Source organism: Chamaesiphon minutus PCC 6605 (genome assembly GCF_000317145.1).
GTDB classification, from domain to species: Bacteria; Cyanobacteriota; Cyanobacteriia; order Cyanobacteriales; family Chamaesiphonaceae; genus Chamaesiphon; species Chamaesiphon minutus.
On the sequence record NC_019697.1, the window covers coordinates 5,747,893 to 5,770,543 of the forward strand.

The 22,651-nt window shown below is 46.1% G+C and carries 17 protein-coding genes; 11 read left to right on the forward strand and 6 right to left on the reverse strand.

Annotated features, from left to right (window positions below; genetic code table 11):
* Positions 1-179 precede the first annotated feature (179 nt).
* The 3 genes from CHA6605_RS26255 (at position 180) to CHA6605_RS26265 (ending at position 5,121) form a co-directional block, all read left to right on the forward strand.
* A complete protein-coding gene (locus CHA6605_RS26255; protein ID WP_015162408.1) occupies positions 180-1,331 on the forward strand; it encodes an FtsW/RodA/SpoVE family cell cycle protein in 1,152 nt (383 codons plus the stop codon).
* A gap of 288 nt (positions 1,332-1,619) precedes the next feature.
* On the forward strand, positions 1,620-3,032 hold the full coding sequence (locus CHA6605_RS26260; RefSeq protein ID WP_015162409.1) for a 1-acyl-sn-glycerol-3-phosphate acyltransferase: 1,413 nt from the start codon (positions 1,620-1,622) through the stop codon (positions 3,030-3,032).
* A 202-nt stretch (positions 3,033-3,234) separates the two neighbouring features.
* Positions 3,235-5,121, forward strand: coding sequence for a chloride channel protein (locus CHA6605_RS26265; protein WP_015162410.1), 1,887 nt, complete (start codon positions 3,235-3,237; stop codon positions 5,119-5,121).
* A 196-nt stretch (positions 5,122-5,317) separates the two neighbouring features.
* On the opposite strand, the gene CHA6605_RS26270 is transcribed toward CHA6605_RS26265, so the two are convergent.
* The 3 genes from CHA6605_RS26270 to CHA6605_RS26285 form a co-directional block, all read right to left on the reverse strand.
* Positions 5,318-5,545: a hypothetical protein gene (locus tag CHA6605_RS26270; RefSeq protein WP_015162411.1), complete on the reverse strand. Its 228-nt coding sequence runs from the start codon at positions 5,543-5,545 to the stop codon at positions 5,318-5,320.
* A gap of 126 nt (positions 5,546-5,671) precedes the next feature.
* Complete coding sequence (gene ppc, locus CHA6605_RS26275; protein WP_015162412.1) at positions 5,672-8,698, reverse strand: phosphoenolpyruvate carboxylase; 3,027 nt, start codon at positions 8,696-8,698, stop codon at positions 5,672-5,674.
* Between the two features lie 497 nt (positions 8,699-9,195).
* Positions 9,196-9,405 (reverse strand): hypothetical protein, encoded by a 210-nt coding sequence (locus CHA6605_RS26285; RefSeq protein WP_015162413.1) that lies wholly within the window; start codon positions 9,403-9,405, stop codon positions 9,196-9,198.
* A gap of 606 nt (positions 9,406-10,011) precedes the next feature.
* Here CHA6605_RS26285 and pilM point away from each other — a divergent pair.
* The 6 genes from pilM (at position 10,012) to cobD (ending at position 16,932) form a co-directional block, all read left to right on the forward strand.
* Positions 10,012-11,127, forward strand: coding sequence for a type IV pilus assembly protein PilM (gene pilM, locus CHA6605_RS26290; protein ID WP_015162414.1), 1,116 nt, complete (start codon positions 10,012-10,014; stop codon positions 11,125-11,127).
* A 4-nt stretch (positions 11,128-11,131) separates the two neighbouring features.
* A complete protein-coding gene (locus CHA6605_RS26295) occupies positions 11,132-12,136 on the forward strand; it encodes a PilN domain-containing protein (RefSeq protein WP_015162415.1) in 1,005 nt (334 codons plus the stop codon).
* Complete coding sequence (locus CHA6605_RS26300; RefSeq protein ID WP_015162416.1) at positions 12,133-12,906, forward strand: hypothetical protein; 774 nt, start codon at positions 12,133-12,135, stop codon at positions 12,904-12,906. Before CHA6605_RS26295 ends, CHA6605_RS26300 begins: the two co-directional genes overlap by 4 nt.
* A gap of 146 nt (positions 12,907-13,052) precedes the next feature.
* Positions 13,053-15,029 (forward strand): secretin N-terminal domain-containing protein, encoded by a 1,977-nt coding sequence (locus CHA6605_RS26305; RefSeq protein WP_015162417.1) that lies wholly within the window; start codon positions 13,053-13,055, stop codon positions 15,027-15,029.
* A 509-nt stretch (positions 15,030-15,538) separates the two neighbouring features.
* On the forward strand, positions 15,539-15,820 hold the full coding sequence (locus tag CHA6605_RS26310) for an HU family DNA-binding protein (protein WP_015162418.1): 282 nt from the start codon (positions 15,539-15,541) through the stop codon (positions 15,818-15,820).
* A 35-nt stretch (positions 15,821-15,855) separates the two neighbouring features.
* Positions 15,856-16,932 carry a threonine-phosphate decarboxylase CobD gene (gene cobD / locus CHA6605_RS26315; protein ID WP_015162419.1) on the forward strand — a complete coding sequence of 359 codons (1,077 nt, stop codon included), beginning with the start codon at positions 15,856-15,858 and terminating at the stop codon, positions 16,930-16,932.
* Positions 16,933-17,025: 93 nt separating this feature from the next.
* Here the strand turns inward: cobD and CHA6605_RS26320 are convergent, their stop codons facing one another.
* The 3 genes from CHA6605_RS26320 to CHA6605_RS26330 all read right to left on the reverse strand — a co-directional run bounded on the left by CHA6605_RS26320 (position 17,026) and on the right by CHA6605_RS26330 (position 18,740).
* The gene (locus tag CHA6605_RS26320; RefSeq protein ID WP_041548467.1) at positions 17,026-17,559 is read right to left on the reverse strand and encodes a ComEA family DNA-binding protein; all 534 of its coding nucleotides are present in this window, start codon (positions 17,557-17,559) and stop codon (positions 17,026-17,028) included.
* 120 nt (positions 17,560-17,679) lie between these two features.
* Complete coding sequence (locus CHA6605_RS26325; protein ID WP_015162421.1) at positions 17,680-18,225, reverse strand: NADPH-dependent FMN reductase; 546 nt, start codon at positions 18,223-18,225, stop codon at positions 17,680-17,682.
* Positions 18,226-18,341: 116 nt separating this feature from the next.
* Positions 18,342-18,740 carry an NINE protein gene (locus tag CHA6605_RS26330; RefSeq protein WP_015162422.1) on the reverse strand — a complete coding sequence of 133 codons (399 nt, stop codon included), beginning with the start codon at positions 18,738-18,740 and terminating at the stop codon, positions 18,342-18,344.
* 127 nt (positions 18,741-18,867) lie between these two features.
* On the opposite strand from CHA6605_RS26330, the gene CHA6605_RS26335 reads away from it, so the two are divergent.
* Entirely contained in the window at positions 18,868-19,185 is a 318-nt protein-coding gene (locus CHA6605_RS26335; protein ID WP_015162423.1) for a DUF1825 family protein, read from the forward strand.
* 514 nt (positions 19,186-19,699) lie between these two features.
* Entirely contained in the window at positions 19,700-22,531 is a 2,832-nt protein-coding gene (locus CHA6605_RS26340; RefSeq protein ID WP_015162424.1) for a Calx-beta domain-containing protein, read from the forward strand.
* Positions 22,532-22,651 lie beyond the last annotated feature (120 nt).

The window sequence follows — 22,651 nt, forward strand, 5'->3', positions numbered from 1 at the left end:
GCCGTTATCTCATAATTTGAGAGATGTGTTGTGGTTAAATAGTAGAAGTTTTCGTTTGCATAGCGTTTCCCTTAGAGAATCGGGTTCGATCGGTACGCTTTAAGTTGAGATTACAGATGACATTATCCAGCTAACAGGATAACTAAAATTCTACATTCTACCCCTTATTTCTCAATATCGTGAACTTGCGCCTTTTAATTCCATTTTTTGACCCAACAGTAAAAGACTGGTCGTTAACAGCGCGCTTGATGCGGTGGTTAACTTTTCTGTGGATTGCGATCGGTATTCTCGTATTGTTTTCAGCTTCCTACTATCATGGGGAAATTGAAAAAAAAGATGGCTTTTTTTATTTCAATCGCCAAATCTTTTATATAATTATTAGCTTAGTTATTTTTAATGCTACCGTTCATACACCACTCCGCAGAATCCTCAAAATTGCTCCCTGGTTTTTATTGATAACTCTGGCTTTACTGTGGTTGACTGTTTTGACTGGAATGGGTCAAAACACTATGGGGGCAACTCGGTGGATTGCGCTCGGCCCAATCCAGATTCAACCATCAGAACTAATTAAACCCTTATTAGTATTACAAGGAGCGAAACTTTTTGGGAAGTGGGAGCAGCATCCGATGAAGGTCAAAGCTACCTGGTTGGGGATATTTGTTCTCGTCTTATTCGCGATTTTAAGACAACCAAATCTTAGCACTACATCTCTGTGTGGTTTGGGTTTGTGGTCGATCGCGTTTGCAGCAGGCTTACCACTGCGATATCTCGCCGGAACGGCGGCTGGAGGGGCGATGGTAGCGGGAATCAGCTTGATGATGCACTCCTATCAACGAGCGCGAATGCTCTCGTTTATCGATCCGTGGGCAGATCGTCAGGGCAATGGCTTTCAATTAGTACAAAGTCTACTCGCGATCGGATCTGGTGGCTTGTGGGGCAATGGATTTGGGCTATCACAGCAAAAGCTCGACTATTTACCGATTCAGGATACTGACTTTATCTTCTCGGTGTTTGCTGAGGAATTTGGACTCGTGGGTAGCGTGTTATTAGCGATTCTGGTGATGAGTTATGGCACTTTGGGTTTGTTAATTGCTAGTCGCAGCCATCATCCCGTGCATCAACTAATTGCGGTCGGCTCTACCAGTTTTATCGTCATTCAATCGTTGTTTAATATCGGCGTAGCAACGGGGATGTTACCAACAACCGGATTACCACTACCGATGTTTAGTTATGGGGGTAGCTCGATGGTAGCGTCAGTAATCCAGTCAGCCCTTCTAATTCGTGTCGCCCGCGAGTCCGCCGCAGCCAAAGTCATGAGAATGAGGGTGTAGATGGATTGCAGATTGCAGATTGCAGATTGCAGATTGCGGATTGTAGATTAAAGTCTTCCGGTACATTTCACCTCCCTACTCTCCCAACTCGCCTCTCCCTGTCTTGTCTTGACGAAGTTATCTGCTCCTCCACTCTTGTGCCTAATTCGTCGCTGTCTCGCTTCTACGATCGGGGAAACCGACGCCTTGCGAGCCGCAACTCCCAACTCTTAACTAAATCAGTCATTTATACGGTGATTAATTTTACAATTTGATGTATCGTCTACTGGGTCAGAGAGTAATTTCACCATGCCCCAAATCATCAAAGCTCAACCACCGCTACCATTTATACCGCCGAAGTTGAATCTAGTGGTGTTGCGATTAGTCACTTGGGTATTGCCATATTGGTTAAAACACAAACTGCACATTGTCGATATCGATGTTACAGATATCGATCGATTGGTGGAAGTATATAAACAGTCACAGATGGGCAGATTGCGCATGGTGATGGCATTTCGGCATCCTAGCACCGATGACTCATTTTGCTTGGGGTATCTATTGACAAGCATTTTACCTGCGGCGGCGAGAAGACACCGCATCGCACTTACATCGCCAGTATTCGCTCACTTTGTTTACGATCGTGGCATCCCTCGGTGGGCGGGCAAGATTGTCGGTTGGTTGTATCCGCGATTGGGTGGAATTCCGATCCATCGCGGTAAAGCCGATCGATTGGGTATGATGACGGCTAGAGACTTACTCGTCAATAGTCAAATGCCGCTAGCGATCGCGCCAGAAGGCGGCACGAATGGACACAGCGAACTTGTTAGTCCGTTAGAGCCAGGAGCCGCCCAAATTGGATTTTGGGCGTTAGAGGATTTAGTAGCGGCGGGGAGAGAGGAAGATGTTTTGGTCGTGCCGATCGGGATTCAATACTACTATCTAAATGAGCCGTGGGAGAAGCTCGAAGAAACGATCCATCAGTTAGAGCGCGAATGTGGTTTGACAGTCTCTCGTCACGATACGATTGTGGCAATTCGTCAAAGTGATGGACGACCGTTACGCAAGTTGCTATATGACAGGTTTTATCGACTCAGCCAGCATTTGCTCTACCAAATGGAGAATTTTTACGCTCAATTTTATCAATATGAGATTCCCGAACGCCCTCCTTTAGAACAAGCAATTTCGCGAACGGAGATCTCGCAAAGACTGCAAAATCTATTAGATTTTGCCCTGCAAGTATCCGAGAGCTACTTCAATCTAGAACCACAAGGAACTAAAATCGATCGCTGTCGGCGGATCGAGCAAGCTGGCTGGGATTGGATTTATCGAGAAGAATTGAACATACCGAATACTTTATCCCCCGTCAGTCGGAAATTAGCCGATCGGATTGCCACAGAATCCGATTTACGGATGTGGCACATGCGGATTGTCGAAAATTTCATTGCAGTAACTGGTTCGTATGTCAAAGATCGACCGACGATCGATCGATTTGCAGAAATTACATTATTGCTGTGGAATTTGGTCGCTCAGATTAAAGGCGAACAGCCCCGTAATCGCCCAGTTATCGGCGATCGACGCGTACAAATCACAATCTGCAATCCGATCCCGCTCTCAGATTATTGGGATCGGTATAAAAGCGGTCGCCGCCAAGCCAAACAAGCCACAACCGACCTAACACAAGAAATCCAGACATCGATGGAAGGTACTGTCGATCGAGGGTAGATGGGTAGATGGGTGGATAGTTAAGAATACGATTGTCCTGTACTTCTCAACAAGGCGGCGTCGCAGCCCTATATCCTCTGCCTAAAACCTAAAACCTAAAACCTAAAGCCTAACTTCCATAATCGATCCCCACTCGATCCAAATAAACATTACAATTTAATTAACAATAATTAATCACTTTCTCATATTTCTGGCGTTATCCATGACCGTAATTCCGCCATCTTCAGTGCCCCCCATGGCACCCTTACTCTCGCGCCTGACCATCAAACTCAATCGTCTCGATCGCTCTCCCGGTCTAGTAGTAATGCTTCTATCCGTCCTCATTGGCGGCACAGCAGGATTGGGGGTAGTTTTATTTCATTACCTGATCGACTCATTCGATAGTTCTTCTCACGCACTGGTTGTCGATAATCTCAAAGGATTACTCCACATTCAGGGAAATTGGCTATTTGCCTTGGTACCGATCCTGGGCGGTATTATAGTGGGGATCATGCGGTGGTATTGGCAAGATTTTGGCCCCAACATGAACTCCATGATTGCAGCGACCCAAGAAGGTCGCCAAGTGAAGCCATGGCGGGGATTGGTGAAGATGGTGGCGGCTTCGGTCTCATTGGGAACCGGAGCTTCCTTGGGACCAGAGGGGCCGAGCGTCGAAATCGGCGCAAATATGGGGATGTTTTTGGGTCAGATGCTACATGCTTCGCAAGAGCGGCAGCGGTTACTGCTAGGTGCGGGGGCAGCAGCGGGAATTGCAGCCGGATTTAATGCCCCGATCGCGGGAGTGTTTTTTGCGCTGGAACTTGTGCTGGGCACCACGTTTGCAACTTCAGCCGTGAGTGTAGTCGTATTAGCGGCGGTAGTTGCGTCCCTTGTCGCGCAGATCGGCTTGGGTGCTCGACCTGCATTTGCGTTACCAGTATATGAGGTCAAAAGTTTATTCGAGCTACCGCTCTACCTCTTATTGGGTGGATTAGCGAGTCTGGTGGCTTTTTCCTATACTCAAACTGTCGATTTTGCTAGAGAAGCTTTTCAGGGGAATGTTAGTTCTTTGTCCTGGTTGGGTAAAATTCCCCGCTGTTTGACGCCCGTAATTGGTGGTGCGGTCGTTGGAATTGTGGCTATAAAATTCCCACAAGTTACTGGAATTGGCTACGAAACAATCGAAGCGATGTTGCAGGACGTGGAATTTTCAATGGTCTTGCTCGTTTCGATTTTGGTAATCAAAATGTTGATGACTGCGGTTAGTTTGGGTAGTGGTTTAGTAGGGGGATTATTTGCGCCCTCGATGTTTTTGGGAGCAACTTTGGGAGCAATTTATGGCAAATCTTTAGTATTACTGTTTCCGAGTTTGGCGGGACTGATTGCAGCTCCACCAGCTTATGCCATGGTGGGCATGGCTGCCGTACTTGCTAGTAGTGCGAGAGCACCTTTGACGTCGATTTTGTTGATGTTCGAGCTGACTCGCGACTACAGAATTGTCCTGCCTGTAATGGCTTGCGTGGGTCTGAGTATTTGGGCGATCGAACGGATGAATCCCAAATCAAAAATGCCAGATAAATTGGATAAATTAGCCTTGAGCGTGCAACCCGATCGCGATTTGGATATTCTCCAAAATTTACACGTCCGCGATGCAATGGATACTCACTATTTACGTTTATCCGCTCGTTTAGATATTCTGGCTGCTGGGTTAAAATTAACTCAGAATAATTGTCATAGTGCTCTAGTCGTAGACGATCGCGACGAGTTACTCGGAATAATTACACTTCACGATTTGAGTCGGGCAATTTCGCAAGCCGAAGCAGCGTCGCAATCGAGTCGATTAGCGATCGATAATGTCGGCAGTATTTGCACTAAACATCTCCTGTTTGCCGATATTGACGAACCGATTACCACCGCAATCGATCGGATGAATGCCAGAGGATTGCATCAATTACCCGTGACCGATCGCACTCATCCCGATACGATCGTCGGCATTCTTCAACAAGAACGGATCGCTCTAGCCTGTAGTGTGGCGGCTACTCGTCAAGCTTTGAGTAAATATCAGCTCTTACTACCAAAAGTAGCAGCAACAGTAGAGCAAGCAGTTTAAATTAATTGCTAGCATTATTGCAGTTGGAGTATAAATTGCGCTCTCAAAAACTAGGGTATGAGTAATGTCTTGTCTTGTCTTAATGCAATGGTAGGGCTGGAAACCCGACCGCACTGCACCGCTTCATGAATTACCCCTACTCTAGTTTTTTGCAATCCTGTAACAGTAAAGAGCTAATTATCAATTATCAATTAATCTAAAGCGATTCAAAGATCGCTGTAAAACCCTCAATCGTCCCGCATTCTTCAGTCAAGTCTTCAGCATCGCTGACGTCTTCGATTTGGTATTGCATAATCCGACGTTCGTCGCCATGCATTTTTTTAGAGGAGAGCAAAGTAGCTGGATATTTGACAATGAGATTTTTAAAGGCTGTGCCATGACTCGCCCAGTCTTCAGCAGAACAGTTAATTGTTACACACCACATAATTAGGGGATAGGGAATAGGGAATAGGGAATAGGGAAAAGAAATAAGGGTAAACGACTGGCATTAAGGGTAGAGGTAATTCATGAATTACCTCTACCCTTAATGCCAGCACTAAAATTCGAGGCTCTAGCCTGTATTTCGCATTCCAGCGGCAATGCCGTTGATGGTTAGCAATGCCCCATCGAGGAGTTCTCGCTTGCTGTAGCGAGAATAAATCATCCCTGCACCGCCGTGTTGGCGCAGACGTTTGAGTAGTGAGACTTGTAGAAATCCTAACGGAACGATGCTACCATTCCGTAGCTGAATAGAACGTTGCAGCTCGGGATTGTCATCTAGAAAGCGTTCGTGTCCGGAAATCCGCAGTACGAGATCGCTGACGAGTCGATATTCATGAGCGATCCGCTCGAATAGGATTTCAAATTGCTCGCGATCTTCTGGTTGCGAGAGTTCTTCCATGTAGTGGCGCGCGATTTGCAGATCGACTTTAGAAATAGTCATCTCTACTTTGGAAATTGCCATCCGGAAAAATGGCCATTTACGATAAAAGCCTTGGAGCAACTCGAAGTTTTCTTGGGGACATTCGGCAACAAATTCCTCTAGTGCGGTACCGACACCATACCAGGAAGGCAGCAGGAAACGACTTTGCGTCCAGCTAAATACCCACGGAATCGCCCGGAGACTTGCGAGATCGCGTTTACCGCCGCGCCGAGCTGGGCGCGAACTAATTTGGAGATGGCTGATTTCATCGATCGGGGTGACCTGATGAAAGAAATTAACCAGCTCTGGTCGATCGTAAACGAGCGCGCGATAGTGACGGCGCGATCGATCTGCGAGATCTTCCATTACCTCATTCCATGGTTCGATATCATCGACACCGCCAGACATCAGACTGGTTTTGATCACCGCACTAGCTACTTGCTCTAAGTTGTATAAAGCTAGCTCTGGCAAAGAATATTTGGATGCCAAAACTTCGCCTTGTTCGGTAATCTTGATTCGACCGTTGATACTCTGTCCTGGCTGAGCCAAAATCGCCTCGTGAGATGGCCCGCCGCCGCGACCGACGCTGCCGCCGCGCCCGTGAAAAATCCGCAGCTTGACGTTGAATTTTTCGGCGATTGCTTGGAGGGCTTTTTGGGCTTTGTGAATTTCCCAGTTACTGCTGAGGAAGCCTGCATCCTTATTACTATCGGAGTAGCCCAGCATTACCTCTTGGAGATGTGGCACCAAGCCAGGGATGGCATTTGCGGGTGTGGGCTGATAGCCGCCAGTCAGAGCCGCACGGTACAGGGGCAATTCAAATAGAGATTGCATGACGAGCGGAGCTTTTTTAAGGTCTTCGACGGTTTCAAATAGCGGTACCACTTGGAGACTGGTAATCCCCGTCGCGGGGTCATACAAGCCGGATTCTTTGCCCAGGAGCATTACTTCGAGAATGTCACTGACATCTCGGTTCATACTAATTACATATGTCTGGCAGATTTCGGGGCCAAATTCTTGATGGAGGCGGCGTAACATCCGGAAGGTTTCGATCGTCTCGACAGCTTTGGGCGAAAATGGGAGTTCGCCAGGAATTAACGGACGCCGAGTTTTGAGTTCGCCAACTAACCATTCAACCCGTTCGGTTTCCGAGAGATCGTGGTAAGACTTGGGAAAGACTTGGAGGTATTCGGTAATTTCGGCGATCGTGTCAGCATGACGACCGCTTTCTTGACGGATATCGAGTTGGGCCAGATTAAAGCCGTAGATTTCGACCTGACAAATTAATGTCTCCAAGGCTTGACAAGTCAACCCGGTTTGCTGCAAACTTTGGCGGATCAGCCTTAATTCCTTAAGAAAGTCGGCACCTGAGTGATAGCAGGTATTGGGGTTGAGGTCGGCCTTGGGAAACTGTAAACTATCCCAGTCCGAGACTTGACGAGATCGATCGAGCGTGTTCGAGAGCCGCTTGATAATATAAGTTAATTTGAGTCGATACGGCTCTTGACGATAGCGGATTGCCCAATCTTCATAGATTTCGGGAAAATGGGATTTGTCCTGTTCTAGGGACTCTAATAACTCAGGTAAAACGTTGCTCCAATGTAGGGATAGACTCAGGGCATTGGTTAATGCACGCGTACATTTGATGTATTTTTTAAGGACGATTCCCCGCTGATAGCACGCAGTTTGCCAAGTAACTTTGGGAGTAACCGACGGATTCCCATCGCGATCGGAGCCAACCCACGAACCAAACCGACAAAAGCGATTGCTCGGCGGCGTCAGATAGGGAAAAGACTGCTTGAGAGCCAAATTCAAGCGTTGTGACAACTGCGGAATCGCATCGAATAATACTTCTTCAAAGTAATGGAGGGTATAGTCTACTTCATCCAAAACTGTCGGCTTGAATTGGTGTAATTCATCCGTCCGCCACCATAATAAAATCTCTTCGAGTAATTGTCCTTCTAGTTCGGCGACTTCCCAAGAAGATTGAATTCCCAACCGTGTCATATCCTCTTCCGCACGATCGAGTTTTTCCAAAATCTGCGCTACCCGTCGTTGCTTATCGCGAATGGTATGCCGCACAATTTCGGTCGGATGGGCGGTAAAGACTAAACCGATATCCAACTCATCGAACAATCGCTGCACCTGTTGGGGTGGCACTCCGGCGGCTTTGAGCAAAGGAAATAAAGCCGCAAAGGTACCGCGATCTTTTTGCTGCTCTACAGAAGAAGCCTGCCAAGTTTTTTCGAGCAAACCCGCACCTAGAGGGGCAACATGTTCGGACGCGCGATCGGTTTGTGGGGCCGCATGAATCGGCACCGAATACTGGAGCGACAACTTTAGAGCTAGTTTTTGTTCGCACTGCTCGTAGTGTTGCTCGACAATATTAATTAATTGAAAATAAAGCGCGAAGGCTCTAGCAGCACGAATGGCATCTTTGAGATCGAGTTTTTCGATCAGGACGTGTACCGCTTGTGGTAAAGGTTCGGCAGCACTGCCATCGGAGGAACACATCTCCCGCAACTGATTGAGCAGATTGACTAATTCTTGCCCGCAAGCATCTCGCAGCACGCGCTCCCACAGGTCTTCGATTACCTTGAGTCGATGATTTAGTAAGAGATTGGATGGAGTTGAAACCATCAATTCTGGTTCTAACATGTGGGTTAGCGGTTGCATATAACAGTTGCTCGCAGTATTGAAGTGGGGGGGTAAACTGCCCAATGTGTCGATCTGACCCACCAATGCCAAATGATGGTCGTGTCGATCTTAGGTAGATGCTTGCGTAACACGCTAAGCACTAGCCCGATCGCCATTGAGCGCGATCGGGTCGGAAGTTTTGGGTATGAATGGACTCGATAGATATTATTTATTAAGTCTAAGCCTCAACGAGCGGCGATTACATAGGTTAGGCAAAGCCAACGGTGGCCATGGCTATGTTAAATCTTGACAAAATTTTGGATGTGTAATTGATGACCGATATAGTTTGACTTAGACCGCAATTTTTAGTCACGCTCGCGACTCGCTCGTCAAGCACTCGATACGTGCATGGCTGATTATACCAAAAGCTGTTCGTCTGCTCAACCATCCCAATCGATCCAACCTGGATTGAGGCTCTAGCCAATTTTGCCATTGCACCTCACTTAGAGAGCGACGACTCAATCGGTTTGTGGACATTAGTCTAATGGTTCGATAATCGTCGCATCCGGAACGTGTAGAACTGGCAATCGATCGCCACGAAATATTTCCTCACTAAATAGTCCTAATTGTTCGAGGGCGGCACTGGTTGCGCGAAAGGTGCCGATCGTCACCAACCATGGGGTAGCAGCTAGACTGACGAGTAAAGATGGCGAAACCACAGCAGTGGATGATTGCGATCCTGACATAGTAATATTCCTCAGCTCCAATTAATTTAGTCCGATAGCTTCTGCGCTGTTTTGTAGGGATTTAGGTACTGATGCCCTATTAACTATCATAATCGAGTTCCCCTATCTCTGCTTGTCGCTATTGCTACAACACTAGACTTCTTATGGATGAGTGGATGGGTAGATGAGTAATGGTTCATGGGTAAGCTCTCAGATCTCTAAATTGATAATTGGCTTTGCACTCTGCTTTTTCTGAGCCAGCAGATTAAATGCTTAACAGCTCAGATAGTCCCGATAGCCTTTCTGTCAATCCCGTCTTTCTTTCAAGCCCGATCGGGCTTGAAAGAAAGACACAGTCAAGGTTAGCCCTCGATCTGAGAAGATTTGTCGCGATCGGAAATTGCGATAATTCAAAAAAAACTATCCGCGATGTTAATTGTGATGGGTAGTTGCGGGTAATTTAAGTAGGAGAGTAACTAAATATTTAAATTATTCGGATCGATATCGATCGAGGAGCGCGAAAACACTCTTCTAGGAATGTTCCAGCCTTTGCTTCAAAGTAAATTCTCCCCCGTCTTCGCTACTTTTTCCTAGTGGCATATTCCAGGCTATGAGTAACAAATTTATATGCTTAATCGATTAAAAAATCTATTTCCTCGTCGAGGTAATGGAGTGGCAATCGAACTTGGGTCCGAACGGATCAATATTGCCCAACTCCACAAAAAAGGTGCCGATCTCAGCCTCAAACATTTATGTTCTGCTGAAGTTCCCGAAGGAATTTTTGAGGAAGGGCGCATCGTCAACCCCCAAGAGTTAGGTGACTTAATTCGCACCACCCTCGCTGACAACAAAATCAAGGCCACCCATGTCACTACATCCGTACCGATGCGGGAAGCTGTGATTAGGTTGATTCCATTACCAGCCGAATTAAACGATAGAGAAGTGCGAGATCTAATTCTCAATCATGAGGCGGCATTATATTTACCATATCCTCGTGAAGAAGTCGATCTCGACTATCAAAAACTCGATTTGGTCACAGATGAAGACGGGCTGGATAAAGTACAAGTAATGCTTGCAGCCACTCGCAAAGAAGTCACCGATAGTTATATCGAGACATTTCAGTATGCGGGATTGCCAGTAAAAGTTTTAGAGATTAGCAGCTTTGCCGTACTCCGCACGATCAAAGAACAACTCCGCCAATTTGCACCGCAAGAAGCCGTAGTTTTGATCGATATCGAGTTCGATTGTACAGAAATCGCGATCGTCGTCAATGGCATTCCCCAATTCAATCGCACCGTACCGATTGGCACATTTCAACTGCAAGAAGCCCTCAGCAGTGCGATGAATCTGCCACTGAGCAGAAATTCGGAAGCACTTCAAGATATCACCATTCCTGATATCCCCGTCAGCAGCATAAATAATCATAGTGAAGCCATGACTAGTATCAATCCTGGTATGGCAGCGATGATGCGAATTTTGGCCGAATTAGCTGATGAAGTCCGTCGCAGTATTGAGTTTTATATGAGCCACAACGGTCAAGAACTCAAACTCGAACAACTGCTGCTAGCTGGCCCTGGCGGAGGATTGGGACAACTCGATCTCTTCTTTACACAACGATTGAGTATTCCCACCACCCAAGTCGATCCGATCGGTGGATTGGGGTTAGAACCAGAAATGGACATCCCGATCGGTCAAAGACCCGGACTGGGAGTAGTTCTAGGATTAGGAATGCGCGAGGTATAACAATATGTACAGTTTAGATATCAATTTACTCCGCGAACGCACCGATGTTCAGACAGATCGACAGACAGACTATACTAGCGGTACGAACGTCGCACCTGCCAAATATGGCAAACTCCCACTGTTTGCAGGTATAGGAGTAGCAGCGTTGACACTAATGGCCTCTGGTGGCGGCTGGCTGCTTTTAGGCCAACAGACTACTCAACTCGAAGCCAAACAGCAAGAATTAGACCGCAAATTAGGCAGTCTCAAAGTTCAAGATGCACGCTTGCAAGAACTCAATGGCCAAATAGCTCAAGTCAATGATGAAACTCAATCATTAGCTAGTGTCTTCAATCAGGTTCAGCCTTTGTCTGCCATTCTGCAAGACTTGCGTGAAAGTATCCCCCAAGGCGTTCAGATTGCCACTATCAGCCAAACTGAGAGCAAAATTGCAGCACCCACAGCCACAGCCGCAGCACCTGCAGCACCCAGCGGTGGTTTAATTAACAAAATCTCTACTCCACCCAACCCCGAAGCCACCCCTAAGCCAGGTGCTGCTCCTACTCCGGCGTCTAGCCCTGCAACTGTGGCCACAGCCCCATCTGCAACCACACCAACTCCCGGCACGCCTGTAGCCACTCTTCCAGCAGATATCCCAACTACCAAGATTGAAATTGTCGGTACCGCCAAATCTTTTGATGAGGTTAATAACTTTGTGCTTACCCTCAAACAATCAGCTTTCTTCAACCCTGATGATACGCAGCTCGCCAGTGCTAATTTGAGTTCTGCGATCGCGAGTTTAACTAAGCAAAAGATCGATAAGCCTAAAGACGAGATTACTCCAGCAGAACAAAATGCACTCGATCGAGTGGAACGGTTGGAGCTACCAAAAGTAGTTGAATACAAAATCCAAACTTCGATCAAACGAATTCCAGCGGCAGATCTCATCCGCGAACTAGAGCGTAAAGGAGCTGTTGGCTTGGTAACTCGACTCAAAAGCCTTCAACAACAGCAGGTAATTAAGCCATGACATATAGTAGCGATTTAATCGAGAGCGATTTAGTAGGTAATACATCTTTTATCGCTGCGCCAGCATATCCTTCCGTCTTTGGAATTACATTTAGCCCGATCGTGAGTGGGTTATGTTTGGCAGCAATTGGCGTAGGTATTTCTGGATATATATATGCGAGTTACCTCCAACCACAACTAGCTAAAAATCAAGAACTAGAAAGTAAGCTGGCTCAAACTCAAGAGCAGATCCAGCTCCGCAAAGATAATACTGCCAAAATTGCTGCTGCCGAACAAAATCTCGATCGAGCAAACGCCCAAAAGCAAGTAGTTACTGGATTGTTTGCTAACGATAAAAAACTGGATACATTACTCCTAGATTTAAATAAATTAGTTAATATCCGCCAAGGACAATTGCAAAAATTCATGCCAGAGGCAGCACCGCCTGATAGTGGTAGTAGCGGTGCTACTGTTGTTAAAGATAGTTCTCTTGGTGCTGCATTGAATAATAGAATCAAGCGCAAAGTCGTAGGTATTGAAGTTTCAGGCAACTTCGAGCAAATCCAATCGATCTTGCGGACGATCGAAAGACTGGATCAATTACTGCTGATTAAGGATTTTAAGGCGGATGTTGATAAGACAACACAGAAGATCGTAGTGGACACCCAAGGAAGATTGATTCCTCAGCCAGAAGCTACGATTAAAACGTCGTTTAAAATCCAAGCGTTGATTCCTCTGAGTCCAGCAGAACAAGCTGCGGCAACGCCACCTCCACCTCCAGCTAAAAAGTAATAGCTGTAGTGCCTCATAGTTAGCAGTTAGAGCGAGATTTAATAGAATCTCCAGATAATGACAGGCTTACATTCTTCTTCATTTATCGAAATAACTGATAACTAAAAATCGATACCCCGTAAACAAGTTCCTGGAATAGGAGAATTATGAAAGTGAGCAAACGCAAACAGATTATTACTAGTATTGTCATGGGCAGCACGGTTGCAGCTCTAGCTGCACCTAATGCCAATGCCGCAGTCCAACAGCCGGAGGGCGTTGATAAATCTACTCCTAGCAGCGATCTCATCGCTCAAACCAAACCCACTCAGCAGCCGCTAGTTCCCAATCCCAAAATTACCATTGATGGGGCACCCCCAACTCCTGGTGTCGGGCTGGCAACTCCCACAATGCCGCGTGCTGTGGCACCACCAGTCGGCGACATTAGTGTCTCCAATTTGGATGCCACCATCCCGCAAATCAATCTCGAATCCAATGCGCGGATCAATATGGTACTCAAAAATACTCCCGCGCGGGAAGTTTTAGAGTCCTTGGCTCGATCGGCAAATCTGAACCTAGCTTATGCTGATAGCGTACTCAGTGCTGATGGTAAAGCTAAAACTGAGGCAAATATTTCGCTCAACCTCCGCAACGAGCCAGTTCAAAATGCCTTTAACTACGTGCTCCAACTCAGTGGCTTGGAAGCAAACCGAATTGGTAACACCATTTTCGTTGGCAATCGCTTACCTGATTCTGTGCGCGAAACTATCGTCCGCACGCTGCGGATGAACCAAGTCAGTTCTGCGGCTGCTGCCAACTTTCTGACTACTCAAGGTGCCGAAACCCAAATTGCTTTCACTAAAGTCGATCTTCAAACCGTCGGCGAAGGTGCCTCCGCACGTACTGTAGAAACTAGAACGCCCCAAATTTTGGCACTCAAAGCCAACCAAGGTAACGGGCCACTTTTACTTACAGGTTTGGCTGTCAGTACTGACGAGCGGCTCAATGCAGTTACCCTGATCGGTTCTCCCCGCAAGGTCGAAATGGCAACCAGCCTCTTAACTAGATTGGATGCTCGCCGTCGTCAGGTAGCCCTCAACGTCAAAATCGTGGACGTCAATCTCTCAAATCTTAACTCGATGAGCAATAGCTTGTCGTTTAAGGTTGGAGATGGTTTCCTCTCTGTCGATAAAGGTGCGGCAGTATATAACTATGGCGGTTCCACTCCTGCTACTAATGGTCAGGTAAACAACATTAGCAATGGGACTCCCATCGGTGCGCTCAATTTACCTGGTGGTAGTCAACCTTTCATGGACTTTCAGCCTAATGCTCCCTTTAGCAGTCAAACTAGTGGGGATGCGAATGGATTGGGTAATATCCCTCGTGCTGGTTTTGGTACGCCTGGTAACCCTCTCCAACCTGGTGTTACTACATTTACCCCAGCTATTCCAGGTACACCAGTTCTCAATGCGGCAGGAAACCAGATTGGTACTACGGCTGGTACTCCTGCTGTATATACTTATGCACTGCCTACTAACTACGCAGTTCCCAGTAAATTCCTCTCGACGCTCCAAGCTCAGATTATCAGTGGTAACGGCAAAATCTTGACCGACCCGACTTTGGTAGTTCAAGAAGGTCAAAAATCTACTGTCAACCTCACTCAAGATGTATTTGGTGGCTTTAAGATTAACACCGTTGCAGGTACGGGTGCGACCACTAGTACCAGAGAGCCGATCATCAAGCAAGCTGGTTTGAGTCTAGAAATCTTGGTCAATCGGATCGACGATAATGGATTTGTCTCTGTGGGTGTATCGCCGACTGTATCTTCGATCGGTAGTACTATCACTACTACTGATGGCGATATTAGCTTGCTCCAGTCTCGGACGCTCAACTCTGGTGAAATTCGCCTGCGCGATGGTCAGACCCTGATCTTATCGGGGATCATTCAAGAGTCCGATCGCTCTAGCGTTTCTAAGGTACCCATCCTCGGCGATATTCCAATCCTAGGTGCTCTGTTCCGCAGTACTAGTAAGACCAATCAACGCCAAGAGGTAGTTGTCTTACTGACTCCTCAAATTCTCAACGACAACAGAGGTCAGGTCAATTATACGCCTGGAGTTGATGCGAGATTGATGATGGGTCGATAAACTAGCGACAAATTTCTCGATCGCGGAAACAAAGCTGGCACGATTTCTCAAATATATAGTCTGAAGTTTTGGGTCTGGGAGAGCGGATAATGTAGAGATGAGTGCTAGCAATTAGTCGCTCATCCGCATTTCTGAGCTGCCAGACCCCTCTTTTTGGCCAAATTTTACATAAATAATACGCAAAATAATGAAAATCAACATAAATTAAAGCTTTCAGCGATCCAGATTAGGCTTGTAGACATTAGAATAATGCAGTGGAAATAATATTGCATGAGAGTTTCAGCATCTTTTTGGCAAATCTGACCCAGAACTACAGTCTCTCGGAGTCAGCCCTGAAGTTGTTAGAGCACATGCAAGATTCAACAGCGAGGAAGATAGTGTTAATACCTTAACGCTGTGTTAATCCGGTTCTGAGCCGAGAATCCAATTTCCACTAACGGTAAATGTTACCCCCATTTGGGTCGGTGCCGCACTCGTCCACATACAACCTCATCAATGGAGATTTACGCATGAATAAAGGTGAATTAGTCGATCGCGTAGCTGAAACAGCTAGCGTGACCAAGAAGCAAGCAGATACAGTATTGTCAGCCGCATTGGAAGCAATCATGGAAGCTGTGTCCAAAGGTGACAAAGTTACACTTGTAGGTTTTGGTTCTTTTGAACCTAGAAACCGCCAAAAACGCGAGGGTCGCAACCCTAGAACTGGCGAGAAAATGGAAATTCCCGCAACTAAAGTGCCCGCATTCTCCGCTGGCAAACTGTTCAAAGACAAAGTTTCTGCTGACGAATAGATTAATCTAGCTGGATTTATACTCAGAAATATTCCTTGAATCGACCAAAACATGGGGGGAACCCAAGCTGGGCAGCTACAGTAGCAGGTTGTCCCCCCTCTCTGATCTTAGACTTCTCTGCGAGTATCAGTCCGTTAGGCCCTCCCTCAACGGCACTCGCAGCTATTAAGCTGCACATCGATAATCTTACTAACTATCCCAATCCCGACTATCCCGAACTTTGTCAAGCGATCGCCGCTCATCATCAGATCCCTGCTCGGTGGGTATTACCGGGTAATGGCGCGGCAGAACTATTAACTTGGGCGGGTTGGGAGTTTTCTAAGCTCAATACCACACTATTACCGACGCCAGCCTTTGGCGACTATTGGCGATCGCTCCAAACTTTTGGCACTCGCATCATTCCGCGATCGATGATGATGGATGATGGCGAAATTGGCGATCTTGACTTTGCTTTGCGTCATCTCCCCACCGAAATTCCACATTCTTTAGGTCTGATTGTCAATAATCCCCACAATCCTACTGGGCAAATTTGGTCGAAAGAGACTATTTTGGCTTATTTGTCAGAATTCGATCTAGTCTTAGTTGATGAGTCCTTCATGGACTTTCTACCCCCAACAGAGCAGCAAAGTTTAATCCCCTTCGTTGCCCAATATTCCAATCTAGTCATCTTGCGATCGCTCACCAAATTTTATAGTTTGCCGGGATTGCGGTTGGGCTACTGCATCGGCCATCCCGACAGATTGCGTCGTTGGAAAAATTGGCGCGATCCTTGGCCTGTTAACTCTCTGGCCGCTGCTGCCGCGATCGCTGTACTTGGAGATACTGAGTTCGAGCGTTCGACCTGGGATTGGCTGGCAGAGGCTCGTAGTGGCTTATTTGATGGACTGAAGCAGATTGCAGGTTTACACCCCTATCCTGGAGCTGCCAATTTTATCCTCGTCAGATCGGATCGATCGGTTACCGAACTGCAAACTAAACTGCTCGAACAACATCAAATCCTGATCCGCGACTGTATCAGTTTTCCCGAACTAGGAGATCGATTCTTTCGCGTCGCCGTGCGGACGCTCTCCGAAAACGATCGACTTTTGACAGCTTTACGATCGGTGAATTAATTACTCTCGCTATCGATGCAGGGCGGGCACAAGGCACCGCCCCTACAGGTTTTCGGTGCTAATGTTTAAAATTGGAGAATTATTTTGATTTGCTTAAAATTGAAGATAGTGCATTAATTTACCGATCGTTTCGCCAGATAATCCCAACCGTTGTTGGAAATTCACCAGATCTGTAAACTTGCCATCACGATCGCGGTGGGTGACGATTTCAGTTGCTAATTCTGGTGTAATCTCAGGAATTTGGACTAATTCGTCGATAGTGGCTCGATCGAGTTTGACAGAGGGTAAAGCGGTGGCGCGATCGTAATACTGAAAACTCAGGACTGAAGCTAACCATTGTAGTCTAGACATCGGCATATTCAGAGCAGCGGCTAGATCGGAAATCGAATAAAACGCTACTCCTGCCTTACTCAAAGTGACTAATTGACGTGCTTGATGGATCGAAATCCCTGGCAAACGGAGCCAATCATCTACGCTAGCTTGATTGACATCAATTTGCACTCCCAAATCGGCGGCGACATCAATCTCAAATCGCGATTTAAACCGATAATAAGGATCTTCTTTAATCCGCGATCTCAAGGACATTTTGAACAACTGCCGAACTGTTTGGGTAGGATCGTGTGTCAATGGAGTTTGGGGGGAGGGGTGGATGGGTGGACTGTACTACTGTAGGATGGGTGGATGGAGAGCGTTTGTCCTCAAGCCCTAACCCCTATCCCCTTCTGCCTAAAGCCTAAAGCCTAAAATCTAGTCAACTCCACGCAATTTACGGGTATTATCGACTAAACTTTTGGCAAATTGGTCGAGGCGTTGTGAGAGTTTCTCATCTGCGATTTTACCTTCAGGCGTAAACGCTTGCCAAGCTTGACCGATGGCTATTTGTTCGGGAATAGACCATGCGTGAACCCAGCGAAGAATTATCCGCAGATCGTTGAGTGCATTACTGTTGCTTTGTCCGCCTAAGATTGTCATAAAACCAGTAACTTTACCTGAGAGCTGGTCGAAACTCATCAGATCTAGAGCATTTTTTAAGACGCCGCTGACACTGCCGTGATATTCTGGCGAAACTAAAATCAGTCCATCAGCATTACTCACAGTATCTTGCAGCCGTTTGACATCTGGGTATTCTGGGTATTCAGTACCACCATCACAAAAAGGTAACTGCATCTGTCTGAGATCCAAAATCTCGACTTCTGCACCCAAATCTCGCACCTTTTGAGCGGCTACGGCAAGAGCGATTTGGCTGTATGAGTCCGGTCTTAAGCTACCTGCAATGCCAACAATTTTGACCATGATTAATTTAGATCCCGATCCAGTTTAGATTGGTAGGACTATATAAATAGTTATAACGCGAGAACAACTTGAAGCCTTGTCACGATCGAAGATCGCCATTAACTATTCAGTATCCCCTAAGCCCGATCGAGCCATTGACGGCGTTTTTGCTCGAATTCATATTCTGAGATCAAACCATCGGCGCGGAGCTTGTCTAATTCGCGAATGGAATCAGATACAGTTGCAACTGTGCGATCGCGTAACAATACCGAACTATGAGCCACAATTGTACTCGCATCAGCGGTTGCCGAGTTAAAAGAGCCGTCAAAGTGGGTACTATCTTGAGTAAGATACCAAACAGCTTCGATCGCCGAAGCGATATGCGGAATCGGCGTCCATGATAATAATAGATAAACTAGCCCCCAGACAGGTTGTCCTAGATAAAACTTATGAAATCCTGCCACAGGGATCGTCATGCTAGCAAATGCTAAGACGATCGCGACTTGACGATTTTTAGGAGTAGTGATGTCTAACATTAACCGATCCTCACATACGGGAAACCGCAGTTCTCAGCGTTTCGAGACTGACTTAAGATGTATACACGAGCATCGATCGTCATGTCCTCGCTCTTAATTTTAAACCTTATTACTATAATTATCTGTCATGGGATTTTTTGATTCTGATATCATCCAACAAGAAGCCAAACAGTTGTTTGACGATTATCAACATCTGACACAGCTAGGCGGTAAATATGGTAAATTCGATCGCGAGGGCAAGATTGCGTTTATCGAGCGGATGGAAACTTTACTCGATCGCTACAAAGTCTTTATGAAGCGGTTTGAACTGTCAGACGATTTTATGGCCAAAATGACTGTCGAGCAAATGAATACCCAAATGAGTCAATTTGGGATGACACCGATGCAAATGTTCGACCAAATGAATCTGACGCTAGAGCGCATGAAGTCAGAAATCGATAAGTAGAGTATAAAAATATCTCCGATCGAGCGAGGAAATGTATTCCGCTCCGAGCGGGAAAAATAGCCTTAAGAAATAGGTTGGTGGCATTAGTGACAAGTGCGATCGCTTCTTAACTTGTCACTAATGCCTGGTTGGTGGTTCTTTTTGGCGTGGTCGCGGTTACTTCTTCGGCGGCTGGTCATCAGGCCTCTATTCCCTCAAACTCTTGACTAGAAACAGTTTGGCATCTTTTTATTACCCTTTTGACAAATCTCTGATTTTCTTAACTTGTCACGAATGGGTTGGTGGGAATTGTCCATCAGCCTATTTTTGTTGAGATGTAGAAAAATGATTCAATGAATTCGTGCTAGCTAGATTCTGTAGGTAATTGTGGGAATAATATGTCGAGAGCGATTGAGCCTGGATTAGGTTAGCGATCGACTATATTTTAGCGAATTACGCTCGATCTGAAGTTGTCATCAGGGCAATCTGGACAGAAATCGAGATCTACACATCTACAACTGATAAATCAATATTTATGGCTCGACTAAAAACTACTGCTGGTGATGGTGGATTGGACGTATTGGTAGATAATACAGGTTCCTTCAGCGGAGCTGCCTACGATCCCGTCGGTGCCAAGACGGCAAGCTCGACAACTTATGAATCCGATCTTGCCTTTCGGATCGGCACGAGTGGAGCACGCAAATTTATCAGTGAATTAGCAACAAATATTACTTCACCTGCTAGCATCGACACTACTAGCACCACCAGTCGTTTTCTGGTATCTGGTCTTCAGTTTGAATTGATTCAAACAGTCAGCGATTTAAATAAAAATGGCCAAAGAACTGGCAGCGGACTGACTCAGGCGTATCAAATTACCAATCCTACTAGCACGCCCATCAGTTTTGAACTAGTTCGATACTTTGATGGCGATCTCCAGTTTGATGGGAGTATCGCTGACAAAGGTGGTAGAATCGCCCGCAACGGTCGGGATATTTTATTTGAAACAGATAGTGGCGATAATCCTTTCTCACCTACGACCTTTGTGGGAATTACCGCTAATGGGGGTACTCGACTCACCTCGGATCGATTTGAAATTGGTCAGTTTTCTTCGCTACGCAGCCGGATCTTAGCAGGAAATCCCCTATCGAATGCGATCCAAGGCGACACCAACGGCGACTCATTTATCGATAGCGCACCTTACGATGTCACTCCAGCATTTCGGAATGTATTCGTACTAGCTCCAGGAGCAACCACAACTTATATTACCGAAACCTTATTTGGTTCTGGTGTGCCATCGCAAGTATCATTACCAGAAACAATTACCGTCGTAGCCAGCGATCCAACTGCTTTTGAAAACATTGGCAGTAGTGCTACTTTCACACTTAATCGCGCCAATGCTAAAGCAGGTAATGCCATAACTGTTAATTACACGCTCTCAGGCAGAGCAACAACAGGCACAGATTATGTTAACACTACTGGCTCGGTAACATTCTTAGCCGGACAAGAGACAGCTACGGTCAAAATCGAGCCAATTGCTGATAATATCCCTGAAGGATTAGAATCGGTAGTTTTAACGATCGATGATGGTTTTGGTTATAACTTGAGCGATCGCAGCAAACAAGCACGGATTACAATTGCGGATGATAGTTCGCAGATCGAACTACCACTAACAGTCAGTATTGCTAGTGCTAGTTTTAACGAAGGTAGTACCGGGACAAAAAGCGCGGTATTTAACGTTACATTGAATAAGCCAAGCGAGGTTGATGTAACGGTTGATGTTTCCACTGTAGATGGTACGGCAATTGCAGGCAGCGATTATACAGCCCTCAATAAAACAACTGTCTACTTTGCCCCAGGTGAAACCACTCAACAGATTACGGTCGATATTACGGGCGATCGCGATCTTGAAGCTGATGAAACTTTTACCCTCAATCTTTCCGATCCGACGAATGCCGATCTTGGCGATCGAACAGCAATTGGCACTATTTTAGACGACGATACACCCCTATCGTTGTCTGTCAGCGATGCTGATGCTGCGGAAACCAAAACGGGCGAAACTCCAAACCCCGGACAATTTATCATTACACGCGGTGGCGATCTGAATAAATCGCTGTCGGTAAGATACACTCTCTCTGGTACGAGTATTAATGGTGCTGATTATCAAAGATTGGCTGGTACGAGTATTTTTGCGGTGGGTTCAGATAAAGCCGTCGTCGATATTCAAGCGATCGATGACAAAATTTACGAGGGTACAGAAAATGTCACACTGTCATTCTCAACTGACGATTACACTCTGACGGGGGCAAGTAGCGGTACGATCTCGATCGCCGATAAGGATCCCGAAAAACCTCAATTGCTCGAACCTGTTAAGAATCTGTTGACAGTGGAAGGTGGTTCGGTTAATACGCTGCTAAAATTTACTAAAGTACCCCAGACAAACAACGAGCTTGGCGAAATCTCTGCGTTTGTCGTCGATGACGATTTAGGTCGGATTAATGGCATTAAACCGGGCGAAAATGGTTATGTCGCTGCGGCGATCGAACGCGCGACCTCGATCTTTTCTAGTTTGGGTAATAGTGCTTTCGATCGTCAATATGATAATAACTCTCAACGTTATTTAAACATTACTCAGGGCGATCGAATCCAATTTCTGGCAATTACTAACGAAACGCTCGACTCTGTCAAAACGAATATTGCCGCAGGCAAACCTGCTGCAAATATTGTATTCTCCCTGCCTGATGCCAATCCGAGTAACACGACTCCGGTGAGATTTACGCTTAACTCTACCAACAATAACTATGATATTGCTTTCAAAGATCTCGTGGTGCGGGTGGAAGCAGTAGATAACTATAACTTGCAAGGCGGTACCGATCTACAAGGTAACTCCCAAGGACAGGTTATCGATTTGCGATCGTATGCTGGTGGTTCGGTAATCTTCGATATGCGGGCGATCGGCGATGCGGCTTATAGTAACTTTATTGGTTTGTATGAAGTAGAAGATGAGAGTGGTACGCTCGCCAATGGACTCAAACCGGGCGATGCAGGTTATGCTGAAGCTGCAATTAAAAGTGCGGTACTTCGCACCAGATTTACCAGTCAAGCTGACACTAATCTCTCTGTTGCTGGTGGGAAAATTTTAGCTCCTGTAGTAGTTGCCAATGGAACTTTTGACAATTTTCTCAAGCAGAATCCTAACAATAATGCTGACGGTAATATTCACGCTTACTTTAACTATTTGGGTGCAAATACAGACAAGGTAGATCACTTCCGCTTGCTGGGTGACAATAAATTTGGGATAGAAGATTTGTATGGTGGTGGCGACCGCGATTATAACGATCTGGTCTTCCAAATCACTATCAAAAATTAAATTCAGCGGTGCTGAATTCGGATATTGATATTTGTCTAGTTGTACCCAGTACTCATCGCGCAAGAAAACTACTTTCGTTCACTGGGAATGAGGGACAGAATCCTGAATCTAATAAACTCT